This window comes from Streptomyces sp. Sge12 (assembly GCF_002080455.1).
Lineage (GTDB): Bacteria > Actinomycetota > Actinomycetes > Streptomycetales > Streptomycetaceae > Streptomyces.
This window is the reverse complement of sequence record NZ_CP020555.1, coordinates 2,293,416-2,314,064: the sequence shown is the minus strand read 5'-3', so window position 1 is coordinate 2,314,064 and position 20,649 is coordinate 2,293,416. Positions and strand designations below refer to the sequence as shown.

Sequence of the window (20,649 nt, the reverse complement as noted above, 5' to 3'; positions counted from 1 at the left end):
CAGCAAGTGCACGAATGACATGCGCGCCACGTGCCTTCCGGGGTACGTGGCGTGCGTGGTGAGGAGACACTTTTGAGCCATCCGCATCCGGAACTCGGTCCGCCGCCGAAGCTGCCCAAGGGCGGCCTCAGAGTCACCCCTCTGGGTGGTCTCGGCGAGATCGGCCGCAACATGACCGTCTTCGAGTACGACGGCCGTCTGCTGATCGTCGACTGCGGCGTCCTCTTCCCCGAGGAGGAGCAGCCGGGCATCGACCTGATCCTGCCGGACTTCTCGTCCATCCGGGACCGCCTCGACGACATCGACGGCATCGTCCTCACGCACGGCCACGAGGACCACATCGGCGCCGTCCCCTACCTCCTCCGGGAGAAGGCGGACATCCCGCTGATCGGCTCCAAGCTGACGCTGGCCCTCATCGAGGCGAAGCTCCAGGAGCACCGCATCCGCCCCTACACCCTTGAGGTGAAGGAGGGCGAGCGCGAGGCCCTGGGCCCCTTCGACTGCGAGTTCATCGCGGTCAACCACTCCATCCCGGACGCCCTGGCCGTGGCGATCCGTACCGGCGCCGGCCTGGTCGTGGCCACCGGCGACTTCAAGATGGACCAGCTCCCGCTGGACAACCGCCTCACCGACCTGCACGCATTCGCGCGGCTGAGCGAGGAGGGCATCGACCTCCTCCTCTCCGACTCCACGAACGCCGAGGTCCCGGGCTTCGTCCCGCCCGAGCGCGACATCTCCAACGCCATCCGCGGGGTCTTCGCGAGTGCCCAGAAGCGGATCATCGTGGCGTCGTTCGCCAGCCACGTGCACCGCATCCAGCAGATCCTCGACGCCGCCCACGAGTTCGACCGCAGGGTCGCCTTCGTCGGCCGCTCGATGGTCCGCAACATGGGCATCGCCCGTGATCTGGGCTACCTGAAGGTCCCGGCCGGTCTGATCGTCGACGTCAAGACGCTCGACGACCTGCCGGACGACGAGGTCGTGCTGGTCTGCACGGGTTCCCAGGGCGAGCCGATGGCGGCCCTGTCCCGCATGGCCAACCGCGACCACCAGATCCGGATCGTCCCGGGCGACACCGTGATCCTCGCGTCGTCCCTGATCCCGGGCAACGAGAACGCGGTCTACCGCGTGATCAACGGCCTGACGCGCTGGGGCGCCAACGTCGTGCACAAGGGCAATGCCAAGGTGCACGTCTCGGGCCACGCCTCGGCCGGCGAGCTGCTGTACTTCTACAACATCTGCAAGCCGCGGAACCTCATGCCGGTCCACGGCGAATGGCGCCACCTGCGTGCCAACGCCGAGCTCGGTGCCATGACGGGCGTCCCGAAGGACCGCATCGTCATCGCCGAGGACGGCGTGGTCGTCGACCTGATCGACGGCAAGGCCCGGATCTCCGGCAAGGTCCAGGCCGGCTACGTGTACGTGGACGGCCTCTCGGTCGGCGACGTCACCGAGGCCTCGCTCAAGGACCGCCGGATCCTCGGTGACGAGGGCATCATCTCGGTCTACGTCGTCGTGGACAGCACCACCGGCAAGGTGGTCAGCGGCCCGAACATCCAGGCCCGCGGTTCCGGCATCGAGGACTCGGCCTTCTCCTCGGTCATCGCGAAGATCGAGGAGTCCATCGCCCGCGCAGCGGCCGACGGCGTCGCCGAGCCGCACCAGATCCAGCAGCTCATCCGCCGCACGATGGGCAAGTGGGTCTCGGACGGCTACCGCCGCCGTCCGATGATCCTCCCGGTTGTCGTCGAGGTCTGACCCTCGCCGTAGCGACCGCACGGGAGCGGGGCAACCGGATTTGCATCCGGGGGCCCCGCTCCAGTACGTTTACGTCTCCACCTCGCACGACACCCGGGCACACACGTGTGTCCGGACGCGTCATGCGGGCGGGCGGGAATCACGACCCAGGGAGACCTGATAAAGTCTGATCCGCCCGAAAGGGAAAGGCCTCTCCAACGGCCACCAATTCAAATCCGAGCCGGAATCGGCGCGGAAATGGTCTGGTAAGGTTGGAACCGCTGGAAAGGGAAACGCGAAAGCGAAAACCTGGAAAGCACCGAGGAAGTCGGACACGAAAGCGTCTGATAGAGTCGGAAACGCAAGAACAGAACGAAAGCCCGGAGGAAAGCCCGCGAGGGTGAGTACAAAGGAAGCGTCCGTTCCTTGAGAACTCAACAGCGTGCCAAAAATCAACGCCAGAAGTTTATACCCCGTCCACTTCGGTGGATGAGGTTCCTTTGAAAAAGACCTGTCGGGCCTTCGGGCACTGGCAGGCGACAAACACAGCGAGGACGTTGTGGCGCGTCGGTCTTATTCCGACATGACGTGCCCGCTCTAAGTGATGTGTGCACCCGATTACGGGTAAACATTCATGGAGAGTTTGATCCTGGCTCAGGACGAACGCTGGCGGCGTGCTTAACACATGCAAGTCGAACGATGAAGCCCTTCGGGGTGGATTAGTGGCGAACGGGTGAGTAACACGTGGGCAATCTGCCCTTCACTCTGGGACAAGCCCTGGAAACGGGGTCTAATACCGGATACCACTCCTGCCTGCATGGGCGGGGGTTGAAAGCTCCGGCGGTGAAGGATGAGCCCGCGGCCTATCAGCTTGTTGGTGGGGTAATGGCCCACCAAGGCGACGACGGGTAGCCGGCCTGAGAGGGCGACCGGCCACACTGGGACTGAGACACGGCCCAGACTCCTACGGGAGGCAGCAGTGGGGAATATTGCACAATGGGCGAAAGCCTGATGCAGCGACGCCGCGTGAGGGATGACGGCCTTCGGGTTGTAAACCTCTTTCAGCAGGGAAGAAGCGAAAGTGACGGTACCTGCAGAAGAAGCGCCGGCTAACTACGTGCCAGCAGCCGCGGTAATACGTAGGGCGCAAGCGTTGTCCGGAATTATTGGGCGTAAAGAGCTCGTAGGCGGCTTGTCACGTCGGATGTGAAAGCCCGAGGCTTAACCTCGGGTCTGCATTCGATACGGGCTAGCTAGAGTGTGGTAGGGGAGATCGGAATTCCTGGTGTAGCGGTGAAATGCGCAGATATCAGGAGGAACACCGGTGGCGAAGGCGGATCTCTGGGCCATTACTGACGCTGAGGAGCGAAAGCGTGGGGAGCGAACAGGATTAGATACCCTGGTAGTCCACGCCGTAAACGTTGGGAACTAGGTGTTGGCGACATTCCACGTCGTCGGTGCCGCAGCTAACGCATTAAGTTCCCCGCCTGGGGAGTACGGCCGCAAGGCTAAAACTCAAAGGAATTGACGGGGGCCCGCACAAGCGGCGGAGCATGTGGCTTAATTCGACGCAACGCGAAGAACCTTACCAAGGCTTGACATATACCGGAAAGCATTAGAGATAGTGCCCCCCTTGTGGTCGGTATACAGGTGGTGCATGGCTGTCGTCAGCTCGTGTCGTGAGATGTTGGGTTAAGTCCCGCAACGAGCGCAACCCTTGTCCTGTGTTGCCAGCATGCCCTTCGGGGTGATGGGGACTCACAGGAGACCGCCGGGGTCAACTCGGAGGAAGGTGGGGACGACGTCAAGTCATCATGCCCCTTATGTCTTGGGCTGCACACGTGCTACAATGGCCGGTACAATGAGCTGCGATACCGTGAGGTGGAGCGAATCTCAAAAAGCCGGTCTCAGTTCGGATTGGGGTCTGCAACTCGACCCCATGAAGTCGGAGTCGCTAGTAATCGCAGATCAGCATTGCTGCGGTGAATACGTTCCCGGGCCTTGTACACACCGCCCGTCACGTCACGAAAGTCGGTAACACCCGAAGCCGGTGGCCCAACCCGTAAGGGAGGGAGCTGTCGAAGGTGGGACTGGCGATTGGGACGAAGTCGTAACAAGGTAGCCGTACCGGAAGGTGCGGCTGGATCACCTCCTTTCTAAGGAGCACAGTACCGATTGCAGACAAATGTTCTGCACGGTCAGCTCATGGGTGGAACGTTGATTAGTTGGCACGGTTTCTCGCGGATGGATCACAAGTACTGCTTCGGCGTGGAAAGTGACTCACTGATGAGGGATCGTGCTTGGCACGTTGTTGGGTCCTGAAGGTACGGCCGTAAGGTCATGTCTTCAGTGCCGGCCCCAGTGAACTTGATCCGTATGGGTCAGGGTGATGGGTGGCTGGTCGTTGTTTGAGAACTACACAGTGGACGCGAGCATCTGTGGCCAAGTTTTTAAGGGCGCACGGTGGATGCCTTGGCACCAGGAACCGATGAAGGACGTGAGAGGCCGCGATAGGCCCCGGGGAGCTGCCAACTGAGCTTTGATCCGGGGGTGTCCGAATGGGGAAACCCGGCAGTCGTCATGGGCTGTCACCCACTGCTGAACACATAGGCAGTGTGGAGGGAACGAGGGGAAGTGAAACATCTCAGTACCCTCAGGAAGAGAAAACAACCGTGATTCCGGGAGTAGTGGCGAGCGAAACCGGATGAGGCCAAACCGTATGCGTGTGATACCCGGCAGGGGTTGCGCATGCGGGGTTGTGGGAATGAGCTTGATCGGTCTGCCGGCCGGTCGGCGAGTCAGAAACCGTTGATGTAGTCGAAGGACATGCGAAAGGTCCGGCGTAGAGGGTAAGACCCCCGTAGACGAAACATCAGCGGCTTGCTTGCTCATCTCCCAAGTAGCACGGGGCCCGAGAAATCCCGTGTGAATCTGGCGGGACCACCCGCTAAGCCTAAATATTCCCTGGTGACCGATAGCGGATAGTACCGTGAGGGAATGGTGAAAAGTACCGCGGGAGCGGAGTGAAATAGTACCTGAAACCGTGTGCCTACAAGCCGTGGGAGCGTCGCTCATTGGGTTTACCCAATGGGTCGTGACTGCGTGCCTTTTGAAGAATGAGCCTGCGAGTTAGCGGTGTGTAGCGAGGTTAACCCGTGTGGGGAAGCCGTAGCGAAAGCGAGTCCGAATAGGGCGATTGAGTTGCACGCTCTAGACCCGAAGCGGAGTGATCTAGCCATGGGCAGGTTGAAGCGGAGGTAAGACTTCGTGGAGGACCGAACCCACCAGGGTTGAAAACCTGGGGGATGACCTGTGGTTAGGGGTGAAAGGCCAATCAAACTCCGTGATAGCTGGTTCTCCCCGAAATGCATTTAGGTGCAGCGTCGTGTGTTTCTTGCCGGAGGTAGAGCACTGGATAGGCGATGGGCCCTACCGGGTTACTGACCTTAGCCAAACTCCGAATGCCGGTAAGTGAGAGCACGGCAGTGAGACTGTGGGGGATAAGCTCCATGGTCGAGAGGGAAACAGCCCAGAGCATCGACTAAGGCCCCTAAGCGTACGCTAAGTGGGAAAGGATGTGGAGTCGCAGAGACAACCAGGAGGTTGGCTTAGAAGCAGCCACCCTTGAAAGAGTGCGTAATAGCTCACTGGTCAAGTGATTCCGCGCCGACAATGTAGCGGGGCTCAAGCGTACCGCCGAAGTCGTGTCATTGCAGCAATAGGGCCAACGCCCGCTGTGATGGGTAGGGGAGCGTCGTGTGCCGGGTGAAGCAGCAGCGGAAGCTAGTTGTGGACGGTTCACGAGTGAGAATGCAGGCATGAGTAGCGATACACACGTGAGAAACGTGTGCGCCGATTGACTAAGGGTTCCTGGGTCAAGCTGATCTGCCCAGGGTAAGTCGGGACCTAAGGCGAGGCCGACAGGCGTAGTCGATGGACAACCGGTTGATATTCCGGTACCCGCTTTGAAACGCCCAATATCGAATCAGGCGATGCTAAGTCCGTGAAGCCGTTCCGGACCCTTCGGGGAAAGGAAAGTGGTGGAGCCGACGAACCAGACTTGTAGTAGGTAAGCGATGGGGTGACGCAGGAAGGTAGTCCAGCCCGGGCGGTGGTAGTCCCGGGGTAAGGGTGTAGGCCGAGGGGTAGGCAAATCCGTCCCTCATTAAGGCTGAGACCTGATGCCGAGCCGATTGTGGTGAAGTGGATGATCCTATGCTGTCGAGAAAAGCCTCTAGCGAGTTTCATGGCGGCCCGTACCCTAAACCGACTCAGGTGGTCAGGTAGAGAATACCGAGGCGTTCGGGTGAACTATGGTTAAGGAACTCGGCAAAATGCCCCCGTAACTTCGGGAGAAGGGGGGCCATCACTGGTGATCGGATTTACTCCGTGAGCTGGGGGTGGCCGCAGAGACCAGCGAGAAGCGACTGTTTACTAAAAACACAGGTCCGTGCGAAGCCGTAAGGCGATGTATACGGACTGACGCCTGCCCGGTGCTGGAACGTTAAGGGGACCGGTTAGTGACCTTTCGGGGTTGCGAAGCTGAGAACTTAAGCGCCAGTAAACGGCGGTGGTAACTATAACCATCCTAAGGTAGCGAAATTCCTTGTCGGGTAAGTTCCGACCTGCACGAATGGCGTAACGACTTCTCGACTGTCTCAACCATAGGCCCGGTGAAATTGCACTACGAGTAAAGATGCTCGTTTCGCGCAGCAGGACGGAAAGACCCCGGGACCTTTACTACAGTTTGATATTGGTGTTCGGTTCGGCTTGTGTAGGATAGGTGGGAGACTTTGAAGCAGCCACGCCAGTGGTTGTGGAGTCGCCGTTGAAATACCACTCTGGTCGTGCTGGATGTCTAACCTCGGTCCGTGATCCGGATCAGGGACAGTGTCTGATGGGTAGTTTAACTGGGGCGGTTGCCTCCCAAAGGGTAACGGAGGCGCCCAAAGGTTCCCTCAGCCTGGTTGGCAATCAGGTGTTGAGTGTAAGTGCACAAGGGAGCTTGACTGTGAGACCGACGGGTCGAGCAGGGACGAAAGTCGGGACTAGTGATCCGGCGGTGGCTTGTGGAAGCGCCGTCGCTCAACGGATAAAAGGTACCCCGGGGATAACAGGCTGATCTTCCCCAAGAGTCCATATCGACGGGATGGTTTGGCACCTCGATGTCGGCTCGTCGCATCCTGGGGCTGGAGTCGGTCCCAAGGGTTGGGCTGTTCGCCCATTAAAGCGGTACGCGAGCTGGGTTTAGAACGTCGTGAGACAGTTCGGTCCCTATCCGCTGTGCGCGTAGGAATATTGAGAAGGGCTGTCCCTAGTACGAGAGGACCGGGACGGACGAACCTCTGGTGTGCCAGTTGTCCTGCCAAGGGCACGGCTGGTTGGCTACGTTCGGGAGGGATAACCGCTGAAAGCATCTAAGCGGGAAGCCTGCTTCAAGATGAGTATTCCCACCTCCTTGAGAGGGTAAGGCTCCCAGTAGACGACTGGGTTGATAGGCCAGATGTGGAAGCCCGGTAACGGGTGAAGCTGACTGGTACTAATAGGCCGAGGGCTTGTCCTCAGTTGCTCGCGTCCACTGTGTTAGTTCTGAAATAACGAACAGCTGTGTTCATGCCAGCGTTCAAATTTCATAGTGTTTCGGTGGTCATAGCGTTAGGGAAACGCCCGGTTACATTCCGAACCCGGAAGCTAAGCCTTTCAGCGCCGATGGTACTGCAGGGGGGACCCTGTGGGAGAGTAGGACGCCGCCGAACAACCCGCCCTTTTAGCTCAGTCGGTAGAGCGTCTCCATGGTAAGGAGAAGGTCAACGGTTCGATTCCGTTAAAGGGCTCCGAATAAGAAGGCCCCCGCCAATAGGCGGGGGCCTTTTTTGTTTTCGCCCCGAGGCCGGGCACGGGCACAGTCGCCGGGCGCGCCGGCGCGTACCTGCCTAAAGTGGATGTGAAGGGAAGATAAGGAAGGTACGTTCGGCGGCTTCGAGGCTCCAGGTGTCCCCTGCCCCCACCGGCCGTCCGGTTGGCCCAGGAGGCGTGATGACCGTACCCCCCGACGCGGCGCCGCAGCACACGAAGCACGCGCAGAGCGACCCCGAGGACCTCTTCAAGCAGGTCGGAGCCACATGGCATTGGGCCCTCGGCTTCGCCCTCGCCACCCTGATCCCCGGCATTCTGGTGCTGGTCTGGCCCGACGAGACGCTTCACATCCTGGCCGTCATCATCGGCCTCCAACTCTTGGTGGCGGGGGTCTTCCGCTTCGTCACGGCCTTCTCGCACAGCGGCGACGGCGGCAGCAAACTGGCGGGGGTCCTGATCGCCATGCTGGCGTTCCTGGCCGGCGTCCTGGTCCTGCGGCATCCGATGCAGACGATCGGAGCACTGACCTTGATCGTCGGAGTGTTCTGGCTGCTGACCGGAGTGCTCACCGCATTCACCGCGATCGCGGACCACTCACTCGTACACCGGGGCATGCGCTTCGCCCTCGGCGCCCTCGGCGCCGTCGCCGGAATCGTCGTGCTCTGCTTCCCCGTGGACTCCGCCGTCGCCCTGACCCGGCTGCTGGGGCTCTGGCTCGTGCTGCTGGGCGTCTTCGAGCTGGTGATGGCCTTCGCGCTGCGTTCCGCCACACGCCGGACCTCCTGAGTCCGGCCCCGGACCGGGCCCGGCCGGACCGATCCGGCCGGTCCGGCCGGTCCGGCCCGGACAGTCGCCGGCCCGTCAGTCGCCCGTGCGCTGCTCCGGGACGCGGAAGGCCAAGATGGCCATGTCGTCCGAGGCGGGTTCGGCGGCGAACCGTTCCACCGCGCGCAGAACGCGGGAGGCCACGGCGCCCGCGGTGAGGCCCGTACAGGTGGTGAGGACCTCGGCGAGGCCGTCGTCGCCGAGCATGCGGGTGCCCTCGCGGCGTTCGGTCACGCCGTCCGTGACGCACAGCAGGACATCGCCGGGGTCGAGGGTGAGGGTCTGCTCGTAGAGGTCCAGGTCCTCGATCACGCCCAGCAGCGGCTGCGGGTCGGCGGCCGCGTCGACCCGGCCGTCCGGGCGCAGGCGCAGCGGCAGCGGGTGGCCCGCGCAGACGACCTTCATCAGGGCGCCGCCGTCGGGCTGCGGGTGCAGCTCGCCGTAGAGGAGGGTGAGGAAGCGGCTGCGGGCGCCCTCGTCGAGGATGGCCGCGTTGAGCCGCTCCAGTACGGCCGGCCCGCCGAGCCCCTCGCGGGCCAGCAGGCGCAGTGCGTGCCGGGCGAGGCCGGTGACGGCGGCCGCCTCGGGGCCCGTACCGCAGACGTCGCCGATGGCGAAGCCGTACGCGCCGTCGCGGATCGGGAAGACGTCGTAGAAGTCGCCGCCGACCTCGTTGCCCTCGCCGGCCGCACGGTAGATGACCTCCACCTCCATGCCGGGGATCGCGGGCGAGCCGGGCGGCAGCAGGCTGCGCTGGAGCGAGCGGCTGATCGCGGTGCGCTCGGAGTAGAGACGGGCGTTGTCGAGGGCGAGGGCGGCCCGGCGGGAGAGGTCCTCGGCGAGTTCGAGGATCTCCTGGCGGAAGTGCTCCTCCCGCGGCTTGCCGAGGGTGAGCATGCCGATCACGCGGTTGCGGGCGAGGAGGGGCAGGACCACGGTCTCGCCGCCGACCGCGAGGGTCGCCTCGGCCCACGGGAGGGCGCCGGCCTCGCGGACCGGCTCCGGCGGGCTGACCCGGGAGAGCAGTTCCTTGAGGCCGTCGATGCGCTCCTCGTCCTCGTGGAGGACGTAGGAGAGGTAGGGGTCGGAGGACTGGTCGGCGATCGTGTAGACGGCGCACCAGGTGGCCAGGGTCGGGACGGTCATCTGGGCCATCAGCGCCAGGGTCTGGTCCCGGTCGAGGGTGCCGGCCAGCAGGTCGGAGGCCTCGACGAGGAAGGAGAGGGAGCCGCGGCGCAGTCGTTCCAGTTCGCCGAGGCGGGCGGACTCGACGGCGAGGGCGATGCGGTCGGCGGCGAACTGGAGGTGCAGGGCCTCTTCGTTGGAGTAGCGGCCGGGGGTTTCCGCGGCGACGCCGAGGGAGCCGGTGAGGCGGCCCTCCACCTTGAGCGGGACGGTGACGGCGGAGCGCATGCCGGTGGCCTCCAGGAGCGGAACGGCTCCCGGTGAGGCGATGAGGTCGTCGTGGACGGCGGGCATGCGGGCGGAGCCGTAGCGATTGGTGCCGGCCTCGACGGGGACGCGGGCGAAGCGCTGGCGGGTGGAGGGCAGGCCGGTGGTGGCGCGTACCTCCAGCTCGGTCTCGTCGTCGGTGGCGAGCAGCAGGAAGGCGGCGTCGGCGTCGAGCAGGTCGCGGGCGCGCTCGACGGTGCGCTGGAGGAGCCCGTCGAGGTCGTCGGGGGCGGGGGAGCCGATGAAGACCTCGAAGGGGTCCGTGGGGCGCGGATCGGTGAAGTGGCCGCTGTCGGAGGTGGGCACCCGTACCGGGGTCTGGAGCAGGGCGCGCTCGTCGTCGTGGACGAGGAGGCAGACGATCGACGGTTCGCCGTGGGCGTCGCGGACCCGTAGGTGGGAGGCGAAGACGGGGATGACGCGGCCGTCGGCGCCGCGGACGCCGTAGCTGCCCTCCCAGCGGGACAGGCGCAGGGCCTCGGCGATGCCCGTGCCGGTGCCGGGGGTCTGCGGCCAGGCGGCGAGCTCGGCGAGCGGGCGGCCCAGGGCCTTCTCGGCGGGGTGCCCGAAGATGTGCTCGGCGTCCTCGTTCCAGGCGGAGATGGCGTCGTCCGAGTCGATCTGGAGGACGGCGACGCGGACCCGGCTGTCGGCCAGGGGCAGCAGCTGGTCGGGGACGACGGGGCCCGCGGAGCGGGTACCGACCGGCCGGTCTGGCAGGTCGAGGCGGAACCACACGTGCTTGTGCGTGGCCGTGTACTCGACGCCCCAGCGGGTGGCGAGGGCGGCGCAGAGCATCAGGCCGCGACCGTTCTCGCGGTCGGGGTCGGCGTAGGGGCGCTCTCCGGGGTGCTGGAGCGGGAGCTCGCGCTCCGGGTACCGGTCGGCGACCTCGACCCGTACGCCGCCGTCGGCGCGCAGGCACAGGACCTCGGCCCGGGTTCCGGCGTGGACGACGGCATTGGTGACGAGCTCGCTGGTCAGGACCACCGCGTCGTCGACGATGTCCGCGAAACCCCAGCCGTGCAGGGTGTCGCGGACGAACCCGCGGGCGGCGGCGACCGAGCGCCCGAGGGGATCGAAGCTGGCAGCCGCCCGTGCCGTGATCACGAATCTCCTTCGACGCGGTTGGACATCGGGTGCCAGGTTACTTACCTTCGCGGACGGCATGGTGCCGTCGTCCGGGATTCCACCCGCAGGGTACGGCGGGTGTGCGATGGTGCCGAAGTGTTATGGCCGGGTTCGGCCAGGGTGAAACACTGGGCAGGCTTGCAGAGCCGGCTTGTGATGAGTCAGGTGTCCGGTGGAAAAGCGGTCGACCCTTTCGGGAGGGACACGGTGGAGTCTGGCGCAGCGGTGCGGCGTACGGGAACGCGGCCGAAGGGCGGACGTTCCCGGCGCAGTGGCACGACGGAGGTCGATACCGCCGCTCTGAACCGGCTGCTCACGGCCCTGGTGTCGATGCGGGACGGGAATTTCCGCAAGAGGCTGACGGTGTCCGGCGAGGGCGTGATGGCGGAGATCGCCGCCGTCTACAACGAGGTCGCCGACCGAAATCTCCACCTGACCGGGGAGCTGTCCCGGGTGCGGCGGATGGTGGGTCGTGAGGGAAAGCTCAGCGAACGGCTGGAAACGGGTGCCTGTGAGGGTTCCTGGGCGGCCGCGATCGATGCCTCGAACCAGTTGGTGGACGATCTGGCCCGGCCGGTGTCCGAAGTGGGCCGGGTGCTGTCGGCGGTGGCCGAGGGCGATCTCGACCAGCGGATGGATCTGCGGACGCAGGCGGCCGAGGGGGCCGGGCATCCGCTGCGCGGGGAGTTCCTGAAGGTCGGGCGTACGGTCAACAACCTGGTCGACCAGCTGTCCGCGTTCACCGACGAGGTGACGCGGGTGGCGCTGGAGGTGGGTACCGAGGGCAAGCTCGGCGGTCAGGCCCAGGTGCGCGGGATGTCGGGATCCTGGAAGGATCTGACCGACTCCGTCAACACGATGGCGTACCGGCTCACCGCTCAGGTGCGTGATATCGCTCTCGTCACGACGGCGGTCGCCAAGGGCGATCTGTCGCGCAAGGTCACGGTGCACGTGGCCGGCGAGATGCTCCAGCTGAAGAACACCGTGAACACGATGGTGGACCAGCTGTCGTCCTTCTCCTCGGAGGTGACCCGCGTCGCCCGTGAGGTTGGTACGGAGGGTGAGCTGGGCGGCCAGGCGAAGGTGCCCGGGGTCGCGGGTGTGTGGAAGGACCTGACCGACTCGGTCAACACCATGGCCGGGAACCTGACGGCCCAGGTGCGCGGGATCGCGCAGGTGACGACGGCGGTCGCGAACGGTGACCTGTCGCAGAAGGTACGGGTCAGCGCGCGCGGCGAGGTGGCGCAGCTGGCCGAAACGATCAATCAGATGACCGAGACGCTGCGGACCTTCGCGGACGAGGTCACGCGGGTGGCGAGCGAGGTCGGGGCCAAGGGCCTGCTCGGCGGCCAGGCGCAGGTGCCGGGTGCGGCGGGGACGTGGAAGGACCTCACCGATTCGGTGAACACGGTCTTCCGCAACCTCACCACGCAGGTGCGGGACATCGCGCAGGTGACGACGGCGGTGGCCAACGGCGACCTGTCGCAGAAGGTCACGGTCGACGTGGCCGGCGAGATGCTGGAGCTGAAGAACACCGTCAACACGATGGTGGACCAGCTGTCGTCCTTCGGTGCTGAAGTGACGCGTGTGGCCCGTGAGGTCGGCGTCGAGGGTGAGCTGGGCGGCCAGGCACAGGTTCCGGGTGCCGCCGGGACGTGGAAGGACCTCACCGACTCGGTGAACACCGCCTTCCGCAACCTCACCGGGCAGGTCCGCAACATCGCGCAGGTGACGACGGCGGTGGCCAACGGCGACCTGTCCCAGAAGGTCACCGTGGACGTCTCCGGCGAGATGCTCCAGCTGAAGAACACCGTCAACACGATGGTGGACCAGCTGTCGTCCTTCGCCGACCAGGTCACGCGGATGGCGCGGGACGTGGGTACGGAGGGCCGCCTCGGCGGCCAGGCCCGGGTGGAGGGGGTGTCCGGCACCTGGAAGGAGCTCACCGACTCCGTCAACTTCATGGCCGGGAACCTGACGTCGCAGGTGCGCCAGATCGCCCAGGTGACGACGGCAGTGGCCCGGGGCGACCTGTCCCAGAAGATCGACGTGGACGCCCGGGGCGAGATCCTGGAGCTGAAGAACACCATCAACACGATGGTCGACCAGCTCTCGGCCTTCGCCGAGCAGGTGACCCGGGTGGCCCGGGACGTGGGTACGGAGGGCCGCCTCGGCGGCCAGGCGCAGGTGCCCGGGGTGGCCGGCGTATGGCGCGACCTGACGGACTCCGTGAACGGCATGGCCGGGAACCTGACCTCGCAGGTGCGCAACATCGCGCAGGTCGCGACGGCGGTGGCCCGCGGTGACCTCTCGCAGAAGATCGACGTGGACGCCCGGGGCGAGATCCTGGAGCTGAAGAACACCCTCAACACCATGGTCGACCAGCTCTCGAACTTCGCGGAGCAGGTGACGCGGGTGGCGCGCGAGGTGGGCACCGAGGGCATCCTCGGCGGCCAGGCGGAGGTGAAGGGGGTCTCCGGTACCTGGAAGGACCTCACCCAGTCCGTCAACTTCATGGCGAACAACCTGACGTCCCAGGTGCGCAACATCGCCGAGGTGACCACGGCGGTGGCCATGGGCGACCTCTCCAAGAAGATCACCGTCGATGCCAAGGGCGAGATCCTCGAACTGGTCACCACCGTGAACACGATGGTCGACCAGCTGTCCTCGTTCGCCGAGCAGGTGACGCGGGTGGCCCGTGAGGTGGGCTCCGAGGGCATCCTCGGCGGTCAGGCCCGGGTGCGCGGGGTGACGGGCATCTGGAAGGACCTGACCGACAACGTCAACCTGATGGCCAACAACCTGACCTCCCAGGTGCGCAACATCTCCCAGGTCTCGGCGGCGGTCGCCAACGGCGACCTGACCAAGAAGGTCACCGTGGAGGCGCGCGGCGAGGTCGCGCAGCTCGCCGACACCGTCAACACGATGGTGAAGACCCTGTCGTCCTTCGCGGACGAGGTGACGCGCGTGGCCCGAGAGGTGGGCACGGAGGGCCGCCTGGGCGGTCAGGCGCACGTGCCGGGCGTCTCGGGGACGTGGAAGGACCTCACCGACTCGGTGAACTTCATGGCCTCCAACCTCACCGGTCAGGTGCGGCAGATCGCCATGGTCACGACCGCCATCGCCAAGGGCGACATGACCAAGAAGATCGACATCGATGCCCGGGGCGAGATCCTGGAGCTCAAGACCACCATCAACACGATGGTCGACCAGCTGTCGTCCTTCGCCGACCAGGTGACCCGGGTGGCCCGCGAGGTGGGCACCGAGGGCATCCTGGGCGGCCAGGCGCGCGTCCGGGACGTCGACGGCACCTGGCGGGACCTGACCGAGTCCGTGAACGAGATGGCCGGGAACCTCACCCGGCAGGTGCGCGCGATCGCGGCCGTGGCCACCGCGGTGACCCGCGGCGATCTCAACCTGAAGATCGACGTGGACGCGGCGGGCGAGATCCAGGTCCTCCAGGACAACATCAACACCATGATCGCGAACCTGCGCGACACCACCTTGGCCAACAAGGAGCAGGACTGGCTCAAGGGCAACCTCGCCCGCATCTCCGCGCTGATGCAGGGCCGCCGGGAGCTCGACGACGTCGCCTCGCTGATCATGAGCGAGCTGACGCCGGTGGTCTCCGCGCAGCACGGTGCCTTCTTCCTGGCGCTGCCGGCCGGCGGCACCACCGAGATCGGGACGGAGGGGGGCGCGGACGGCTCGTACGAGCTGCGGATGCGCGGGAGTTACGCGTACGCGGGCGGCCAGATGCCCATCTCCTTCCGGCCGGGGGAGGGGCTGATCGGGGCGGTCGCCGAGGAGAAGCGGATGATCCTCGTCGAGAACACCCCGCCGGGCTACCTGAAGATCTCCTCGGGTCTGGGCGAGGCGCCGCCGGCGCACGTGATCGTGCTGCCGGTGCTCTTCGAGGGGAAGGTGCTCGGCGTCATCGAGCTGGCCTCCTTCACGCCCTTCACGCAGATCCAGAAGGACTTCCTCAGCCAGATCGCCGAGATGATCGGTACGAGCGTCAACACCATCAGCGTCAACTCCAAGACGGAGATGCTGCTGAAGCAGTCGCAGGAGATGACCGAGCAGCTGCGCGAGCGCTCCGACGAGCTGGAGAACCGGCAGAAGGCGCTCCAGGCCGCCAACGCGGAGCTGGAGGAGAAGGCCGAGCTGCTGGCCCAGCAGAACCGCGACATCGAGGTGAAGAACACCGAGATCGAGGAGGCCCGGCAGGTCCTGGAGGAGCGCGCCGAGCAGCTCGCGGTCTCGATGCGCTACAAGTCCGAGTTCCTGGCGAACATGTCGCACGAGCTGCGGACCCCGCTCAACTCGCTGCTGATCCTGGCCAAGCTCCTCGCCGACAATGCGGACGGCAACCTGTCGCCGAAGCAGGTGGAGTTCGCCGAGACCATCCACGGCGCGGGTTCGGACCTGTTGCAGCTGATCAACGACATCCTCGACCTGTCGAAGGTCGAGGCCGGGAAGATGGACGTCTCGCCGACCCGGATCGCCCTGGTCCAGCTCGTGGACTACGTCGAGGCGACCTTCCGGCCGCTGACGGCGGAGAAGGGCCTGGACTTCTCGGTGCGGGTCTCCCCGGAGCTGCCCGCCACCTTGCACACCGACGAGCAGCGGCTGCTCCAGGTGCTGCGCAACCTGCTGTCGAACGCGGTGAAGTTCACCGACAGCGGGGCCGTGGAGCTGGTGATCAGGCCGGCCGGCGCGGATGTGCCGACGGCGATCCGCGAGCAGCTGCTGGAGGCCGGTTCGCTGCGGGAGGCGGACGCGGACCTGATCGCCTTCTCGGTCACCGACACCGGGATCGGGATCGCCGCGAGCAAGATGCTGGTGATCTTCGAGGCGTTCAAGCAGGCGGACGGGACGACCAGCCGCAAGTACGGCGGCACCGGGCTGGGCCTGTCCATCAGCCGGGAGATCGCCCGGCTGCTGGGCGGGGAGATCCACGCGGCGAGCGAGCCGGGCCGCGGGTCCACCTTCACGCTGTACCTGCCGCTGCACCCGAGCGAGCTGCCCCCGCAGGGGTACGCGCCGCCGACCCCCGGCGGTGCCCGCGGCGAGCTGTACCGCAGGTCGCTGGACGGAGGGCGGCCCGGGCTGCCCGGGAACCAAGGCGGGCAGTCCGCTTCCGTACCGGCGGTGCAGGCACAGCCGGCGCGGCCGGCGCTGTCGGCCGCCGAGCCGGCCGCGCAGGGGCAGGGCGGCGGAGCCACACTGTTCCGGCGGCGCCGCAAGACCCCGAGCGATCTGGAGCCGCGTACGGCGGTGCCGGGGCAGCCGAACGTGGTGGGGGCCGAGGACGGCTGGGGCAGTGCGGACGAGGAGCTTCCGGTGGTGCCCCGGACGTACGACTTCCACGGCGAGAAGGTGCTGATCGTCGACGACGACGTACGCAACGTCTTCGCGCTCACCAGCGTGCTGGAACAGCACGGGCTGGCCGTGCTGTACGCGGAGAACGGCCGGGAGGGCATCGAAGTCCTGGAGCAGCACGACGATGTGACGGTCGTACTGATGGACATCATGATGCCCGAGATGGACGGGTACGCGACCACCTCGGCGATCCGGCGGATGCCGCAGTTCGCCGGGCTGCCGATCATCGCGCTGACGGCGAAGGCGATGAAGGGGGACCGGGAGAAGGCGATCGACTCCGGGGCTTCCGACTACGTCACCAAGCCGGTCGATCCCGACTACCTGCTGTCGGTGATGGAGCAGTGGATGCGCGGCAAGTGATCGCGGGGAGAGCGGAAGGACGCCGGTAGCTGACTCACTGTGCCCGCAGGGGTATGGAAGAGCGGTGAACGGGGAACCTTCTGCTCTCCCACCACGTTTCTGCTTCGTGCACAGTGACATCTTGGTGACAGGGTGTGGCGATCTCGGGACTGGGGCTACGATGACCGGCACAAGGACGGACGGCGCAAGGATGCCGTCCTCTGGGGCGGGGCCCGGCGCACAGGCCGGAGCCCGGAGCCGGGGAGGCCCCATGCCGGGGCGAGGAGGACAGGGCATGGTGCAGAAGGCCAAGATCCTCCTGGTCGACGACCGGCCGGAGAATCTGCTGGCGCTGGAGGCCATCCTCTCCGCGCTCGATCAGACACTGGTCCGGGCGTCGTCGGGGGAGGAAGCGCTCAAGGCGCTGCTGACGGACGATTTCGCGGTCATCCTGCTGGATGTCCAGATGCCGGGCATGGACGGATTCGAAACCGCCGCGCACATCAAGCGGCGGGAACGGACCCGGGACATCCCGATCATCTTCCTCACCGCGATCAACCACGGTCCGCACCACACCTTCCGCGGTTACGCGGCGGGTGCGGTCGACTACATCTCCAAGCCCTTCGACCCGTGGGTGCTGCGGGCCAAGGTCTCGGTCTTCGTGGAGCTGTACACGAAGAACTGCCAACTGCGCGAGCAGGCGGCCCTGCTGCGGCTCCAGCTGGAGGGCGGCAACAGCTCCAACGGCGTGGACGCGAGCAAGGAGACGGCCGGCCTGCTGGCCGAGCTCTCCGCGCGGCTCGCGGCCGTCGAGGAGCAGGCCGAGGCGCTCACCAAGCAGCTCGGCGAGGACTCCGCCGACGCCGGCGTGGTGGCGACGGCGGCACACCTGGAGCGCAAACTCACCGGCCTGCGGCGGGCACTCGACGCCCTGGAGCCAGGGACGGCCGGAGGGCCCACGGCCCTGCCCGCGCAGAACTGACCGTACGCGCGTCGGTACTGGCGGTGCGTCAAAGCGCCTACGGAGCCGACGACACGAACGGGTGAAGGGGTGGGCACGCGTGTCCACCGGCGTGCGCACCGGTAACCTCGGCCCCATGGCCTCACGTACGTCCGGTAAGGGTTCCCAGAGCACGGCGGGCACCGCGAAGGGCCGCACCGGCCGTACGGCGGCCCCGGCGAAGAAGGCCGCGCCCGCGCGGAAGCCTGCGGCGAAGAAGGCCGCGGCAGCCAGGCGGGCCCCGGCCAAGAAGGCGGCGGCCAAGCCCGCGCCGTCCCCGACCGGGGGCGTGGTGCGGCTGGTGCGCGCTCTCTGGCTCGGCTGCGCCCACGCGGTCGGCGCCGTCTTCCGCGGGATCGGCCAGGGCGCCAGGAACCTGGACCCCGCCCACCGCAAGGACGGCCTCGCGCTCCTGCTGCTCGCCCTCGCGCTGATCGTCGCCGCCGGTACCTGGTCGAATCTGAGCGGACCGGTCGGGGATCTGGTCACGATGCTGATCACCGGCCTCTTCGGACGGCTGGACCTGCTCGTACCGATCCTGCTCGGCGTCATGGCGGTGCGTTTCATCCGCCATCCCGAGCAGACCGATGCCAACGGCCGCATCGGGATCGGGCTCTCCGCCCTCGTCATCGGGGTCCTGGGCCTGGTCCACATCGCCTGCGGGGCGCCGGGCCGGGACGAGGGCACCACCGCGATGCAGAACGCGGGCGGGCTCATCGGCTGGGGCGCCTCCAAGCCGCTGATCTTCACCATGGGTGCGCCGCTGGCCGTGCCCATGCTGGTGCTGCTCACGATCTTCGGGCTGCTCGTGGTCACCGCCACCCCGGTCAACGCGATTCCGCAGCGGCTGCGCAGGCTCGGCATCCGGCTGGGGATCATCGCCCCGAACGAGTACGACGAGGGCTACGGGGAGGCCGAGGGCGCCGCGGCGGAGCGGCACGACCCGGAGCAGTGGCGGGCCCGCACCGGAGCCGGCCCGGGCCCGGGCGACCCGGCGGACGAGGCCGAGGAGGCGGCGCTCGCCCGGCGCCGCCGGCCGCGCAGGGCCGCGGCCCGGCCGGGCATGGAGCGGGAGATGGACGCCGTCGACGTGGCCGCGGCGGCCGCCGCCGCGCTGGACGGGGCGGTCTACGGCGGTATGCCGCCGTCCCCGCTCGTCGCCGACCTCACGCAGGGGATCGGCGTCGAGCGGGAGGGTGCGGAGCCCACCGCTCCCGTGCCGACGGCCCGCGCCGGGCGTCCCGTGGCGGACGCCCCGCCCGAGGCCGCCGCAGGGGCCGCCCCCGAGGACCTCGCGGAGCAGCCGCACGCCACCACCGCAGCGGCCTCCGGGACGCTCTCGGTGCCCGACCTGACCAAGGCCCCGCCGCAGGCCCAGGCGCTGCCGCCGCGCGCCGAGCAGCTCCAGCTGCGCGGGGACATCACCTACGCGCTGCCCTCGCTCGACCTGCTGGAGAAGGGCGGGCCCGGCAAGACCCGCAGCGCCGCCAATGACGCGGTGGTCGCCTCGCTGCGCAACGTCTTCACCGAGTTCAAGGTCGACGCGGACGTCACCGGCTTCACCCGGGGCCCGACCGTCACCCGGTACGAGGTCACCCTGGGTGCCGCGGTCAAGGTCGAGCGGATCACCGCCCTGACCAAGAACATCGCCTACGCCGTGGCCTCGCCGGACGTCCGGATCATCAGCCCGATCCCGGGCAAGTCCGCGGTCGGCATCGAGATCCCGAACACCGACCGGGAGATGGTCAACCTCGGCGACGTGCTGCGCCTGGCGGACGCGGCCGAGGACGACCACCCGATGCTGGTCGCGCTCGGCAAGGACGTCGAGGGCGGCTACGTCATGGCCAACCTCGCCAAGATGCCGCACGTGCTGGTCGCCGGCGCCACCGGTTCCGGAAAGTCCTCCTGCATCAACTGCCTGATCACCTCCGTGATGGTCCGGGCCACCCCCGAGGACGTCCGGATGGTGCTCGTGGACCCCAAGCGCGTCGAGCTGACGGCGTACGAGGGCATCCCGCACCTGATCACGCCGATCATCACCAACCCCAAGCGGGCCGCCGAGGCGCTCCAGTGGGTCGTGCGCGAGATGGACCTGCGCTACGACGACCTGGCCGCCTTCGGCTACCGGCACATCGACGACTTCAACCAGGCCATCCGGGACGGCAAGATCAAACTGCCGCCGGGCAGCGAGCGGGAGCTCAGCCCGTACCCGTACCTGCTGGTGATCGTCGACGAGCTGGCGGACCTGATGATGGTCGCCCCGCGCGACGTCGAGGACTCGATCGTCCGCATCACCCAGCTGGCCCGCGCGGCCGGCATCCACCTGGTGCTCGCCACCCAGCGGCCCTCGGTGGACGTGGTCACCGGCCTGATCAAGGCGAACGTGCCCTCGCGCCTGGCCTTCGCCACCTCCTCGCTCGCCGACAGCCGGGTCATCCTCGACCAGCCGGGCGCCGAGAAGCTGATCGGCAAGGGCGACGGGCTGTTCCTGCCGATGGGCGCCAACAAGCCGGTCCGGCTCCAGGGCGCCTTCGTCACCGAGGACGAGATCGCCGGGATCGTCCAGCACTGCAAGGACCAGATGGCGCCCGTCTTCCGGGACGACGTCACCGTCGGGCAGAAGCAGAAGAAGGAGATCGACGAGGACATCGGCGACGACCTGGACCTGCTGTGCCAGGCGGCCGAGCTCGTGGTGTCGACGCAGTTCGGGTCCACCTCGATGCTCCAGCGCAAGCTGCGGGTGGGCTTCGCCAAGGCCGGGCGGCTCATGGACCTCATGGAGTCGCGGGGAATCGTCGGCCCGAGCGAGGGTTCGAAGGCGCGCGACGTACTGCTGAAGGCCGATGACCTGGACGGAGTGCTGGCCGTCATCCGCGGTGAGGCCCATCCGTAATGAAATCGCGGGCAACCGTTTCCCTTGGGCC

6 protein-coding genes, 1 tRNA gene and 3 rRNA genes are annotated in these 20,649 nt (G+C 66.6%); 9 read left to right on the top strand and 1 reads right to left on the bottom strand.

The annotated features are described in order from the left end of the window. Positions 1-72 precede the first annotated feature (72 nt). From B6R96_RS09930 to B6R96_RS09900, 6 genes are all read left to right on the top strand, one after another. A complete protein-coding gene (locus B6R96_RS09930) occupies positions 73-1,758 on the top strand; it encodes a ribonuclease J (protein ID WP_030386310.1) in 1,686 nt (561 codons plus the stop codon). A gap of 610 nt (positions 1,759-2,368) precedes the next feature. Beyond that, a 16S ribosomal RNA gene (locus B6R96_RS09920) occupies positions 2,369-3,893 on the top strand. A 284-nt stretch (positions 3,894-4,177) separates the two neighbouring features. Beyond that, positions 4,178-7,300, top strand: a 23S ribosomal RNA gene (locus B6R96_RS09915). Between the two features lie 76 nt (positions 7,301-7,376). Further along, a 5S ribosomal RNA gene (gene rrf, locus B6R96_RS09910) occupies positions 7,377-7,493 on the top strand. The 16S, 23S and 5S rRNA genes sit together here with 1 tRNA gene alongside, the layout of an rRNA operon. 5 nt (positions 7,494-7,498) lie before the next feature. After that, positions 7,499-7,571 (top strand) — tRNA-Thr (locus B6R96_RS09905). 202 nt (positions 7,572-7,773) lie between these two features. Then, on the top strand, positions 7,774-8,379 hold the full coding sequence (locus B6R96_RS09900; RefSeq protein WP_081522287.1) for an HdeD family acid-resistance protein: 606 nt from the start codon (positions 7,774-7,776) through the stop codon (positions 8,377-8,379). 75 nt (positions 8,380-8,454) lie between these two features. On the opposite strand, the gene B6R96_RS09895 is transcribed toward B6R96_RS09900, so the two are convergent. Further along, positions 8,455-11,040, bottom strand: a complete 2,586-nt coding sequence (locus tag B6R96_RS09895) for a SpoIIE family protein phosphatase (RefSeq protein WP_053173318.1) — start codon at positions 11,038-11,040, stop codon at positions 8,455-8,457. A 168-nt stretch (positions 11,041-11,208) separates the two neighbouring features. On the opposite strand from B6R96_RS09895, the gene B6R96_RS09885 reads away from it, so the two are divergent. The 3 genes from B6R96_RS09885 (at position 11,209) to B6R96_RS09875 (ending at position 20,618) form a co-directional block, all read left to right on the top strand. Continuing rightward, complete coding sequence (locus tag B6R96_RS09885) at positions 11,209-16,746, top strand: HAMP domain-containing protein (protein ID WP_203351612.1); 5,538 nt, start codon at positions 11,209-11,211, stop codon at positions 16,744-16,746. A gap of 274 nt (positions 16,747-17,020) precedes the next feature. Further along, positions 17,021-17,707, top strand: coding sequence for a response regulator (locus B6R96_RS09880; RefSeq protein WP_030389362.1), 687 nt, complete (start codon positions 17,021-17,023; stop codon positions 17,705-17,707). 115 nt (positions 17,708-17,822) lie between these two features. Then, on the top strand, positions 17,823-20,618 hold the full coding sequence (locus tag B6R96_RS09875) for an FtsK/SpoIIIE family DNA translocase (RefSeq protein WP_051779730.1): 2,796 nt from the start codon (positions 17,823-17,825) through the stop codon (positions 20,616-20,618). Positions 20,619-20,649 lie beyond the last annotated feature (31 nt).

Bases quoted from the DNA above. Each gene is read 5' to 3' on its own strand.
- B6R96_RS09900 (WP_081522287.1), top strand. From the start codon at position 7,774: ATGACCGTACCCCCCGACGCGGCGCCGCAGCACACGAAGCACGCGCAG.
- B6R96_RS09895 (WP_053173318.1), bottom strand. From the start codon at position 11,040: ATGCCGTCCGCGAAGGTAAGTAACCTGGCACCCGATGTCCAACCGCGT.
- B6R96_RS09880 (WP_030389362.1), top strand. From the start codon at position 17,021: ATGGTGCAGAAGGCCAAGATCCTCCTGGTCGACGACCGGCCGGAGAAT.
- B6R96_RS09875 (WP_051779730.1), top strand. From the start codon at position 17,823: ATGGCCTCACGTACGTCCGGTAAGGGTTCCCAGAGCACGGCGGGCACC.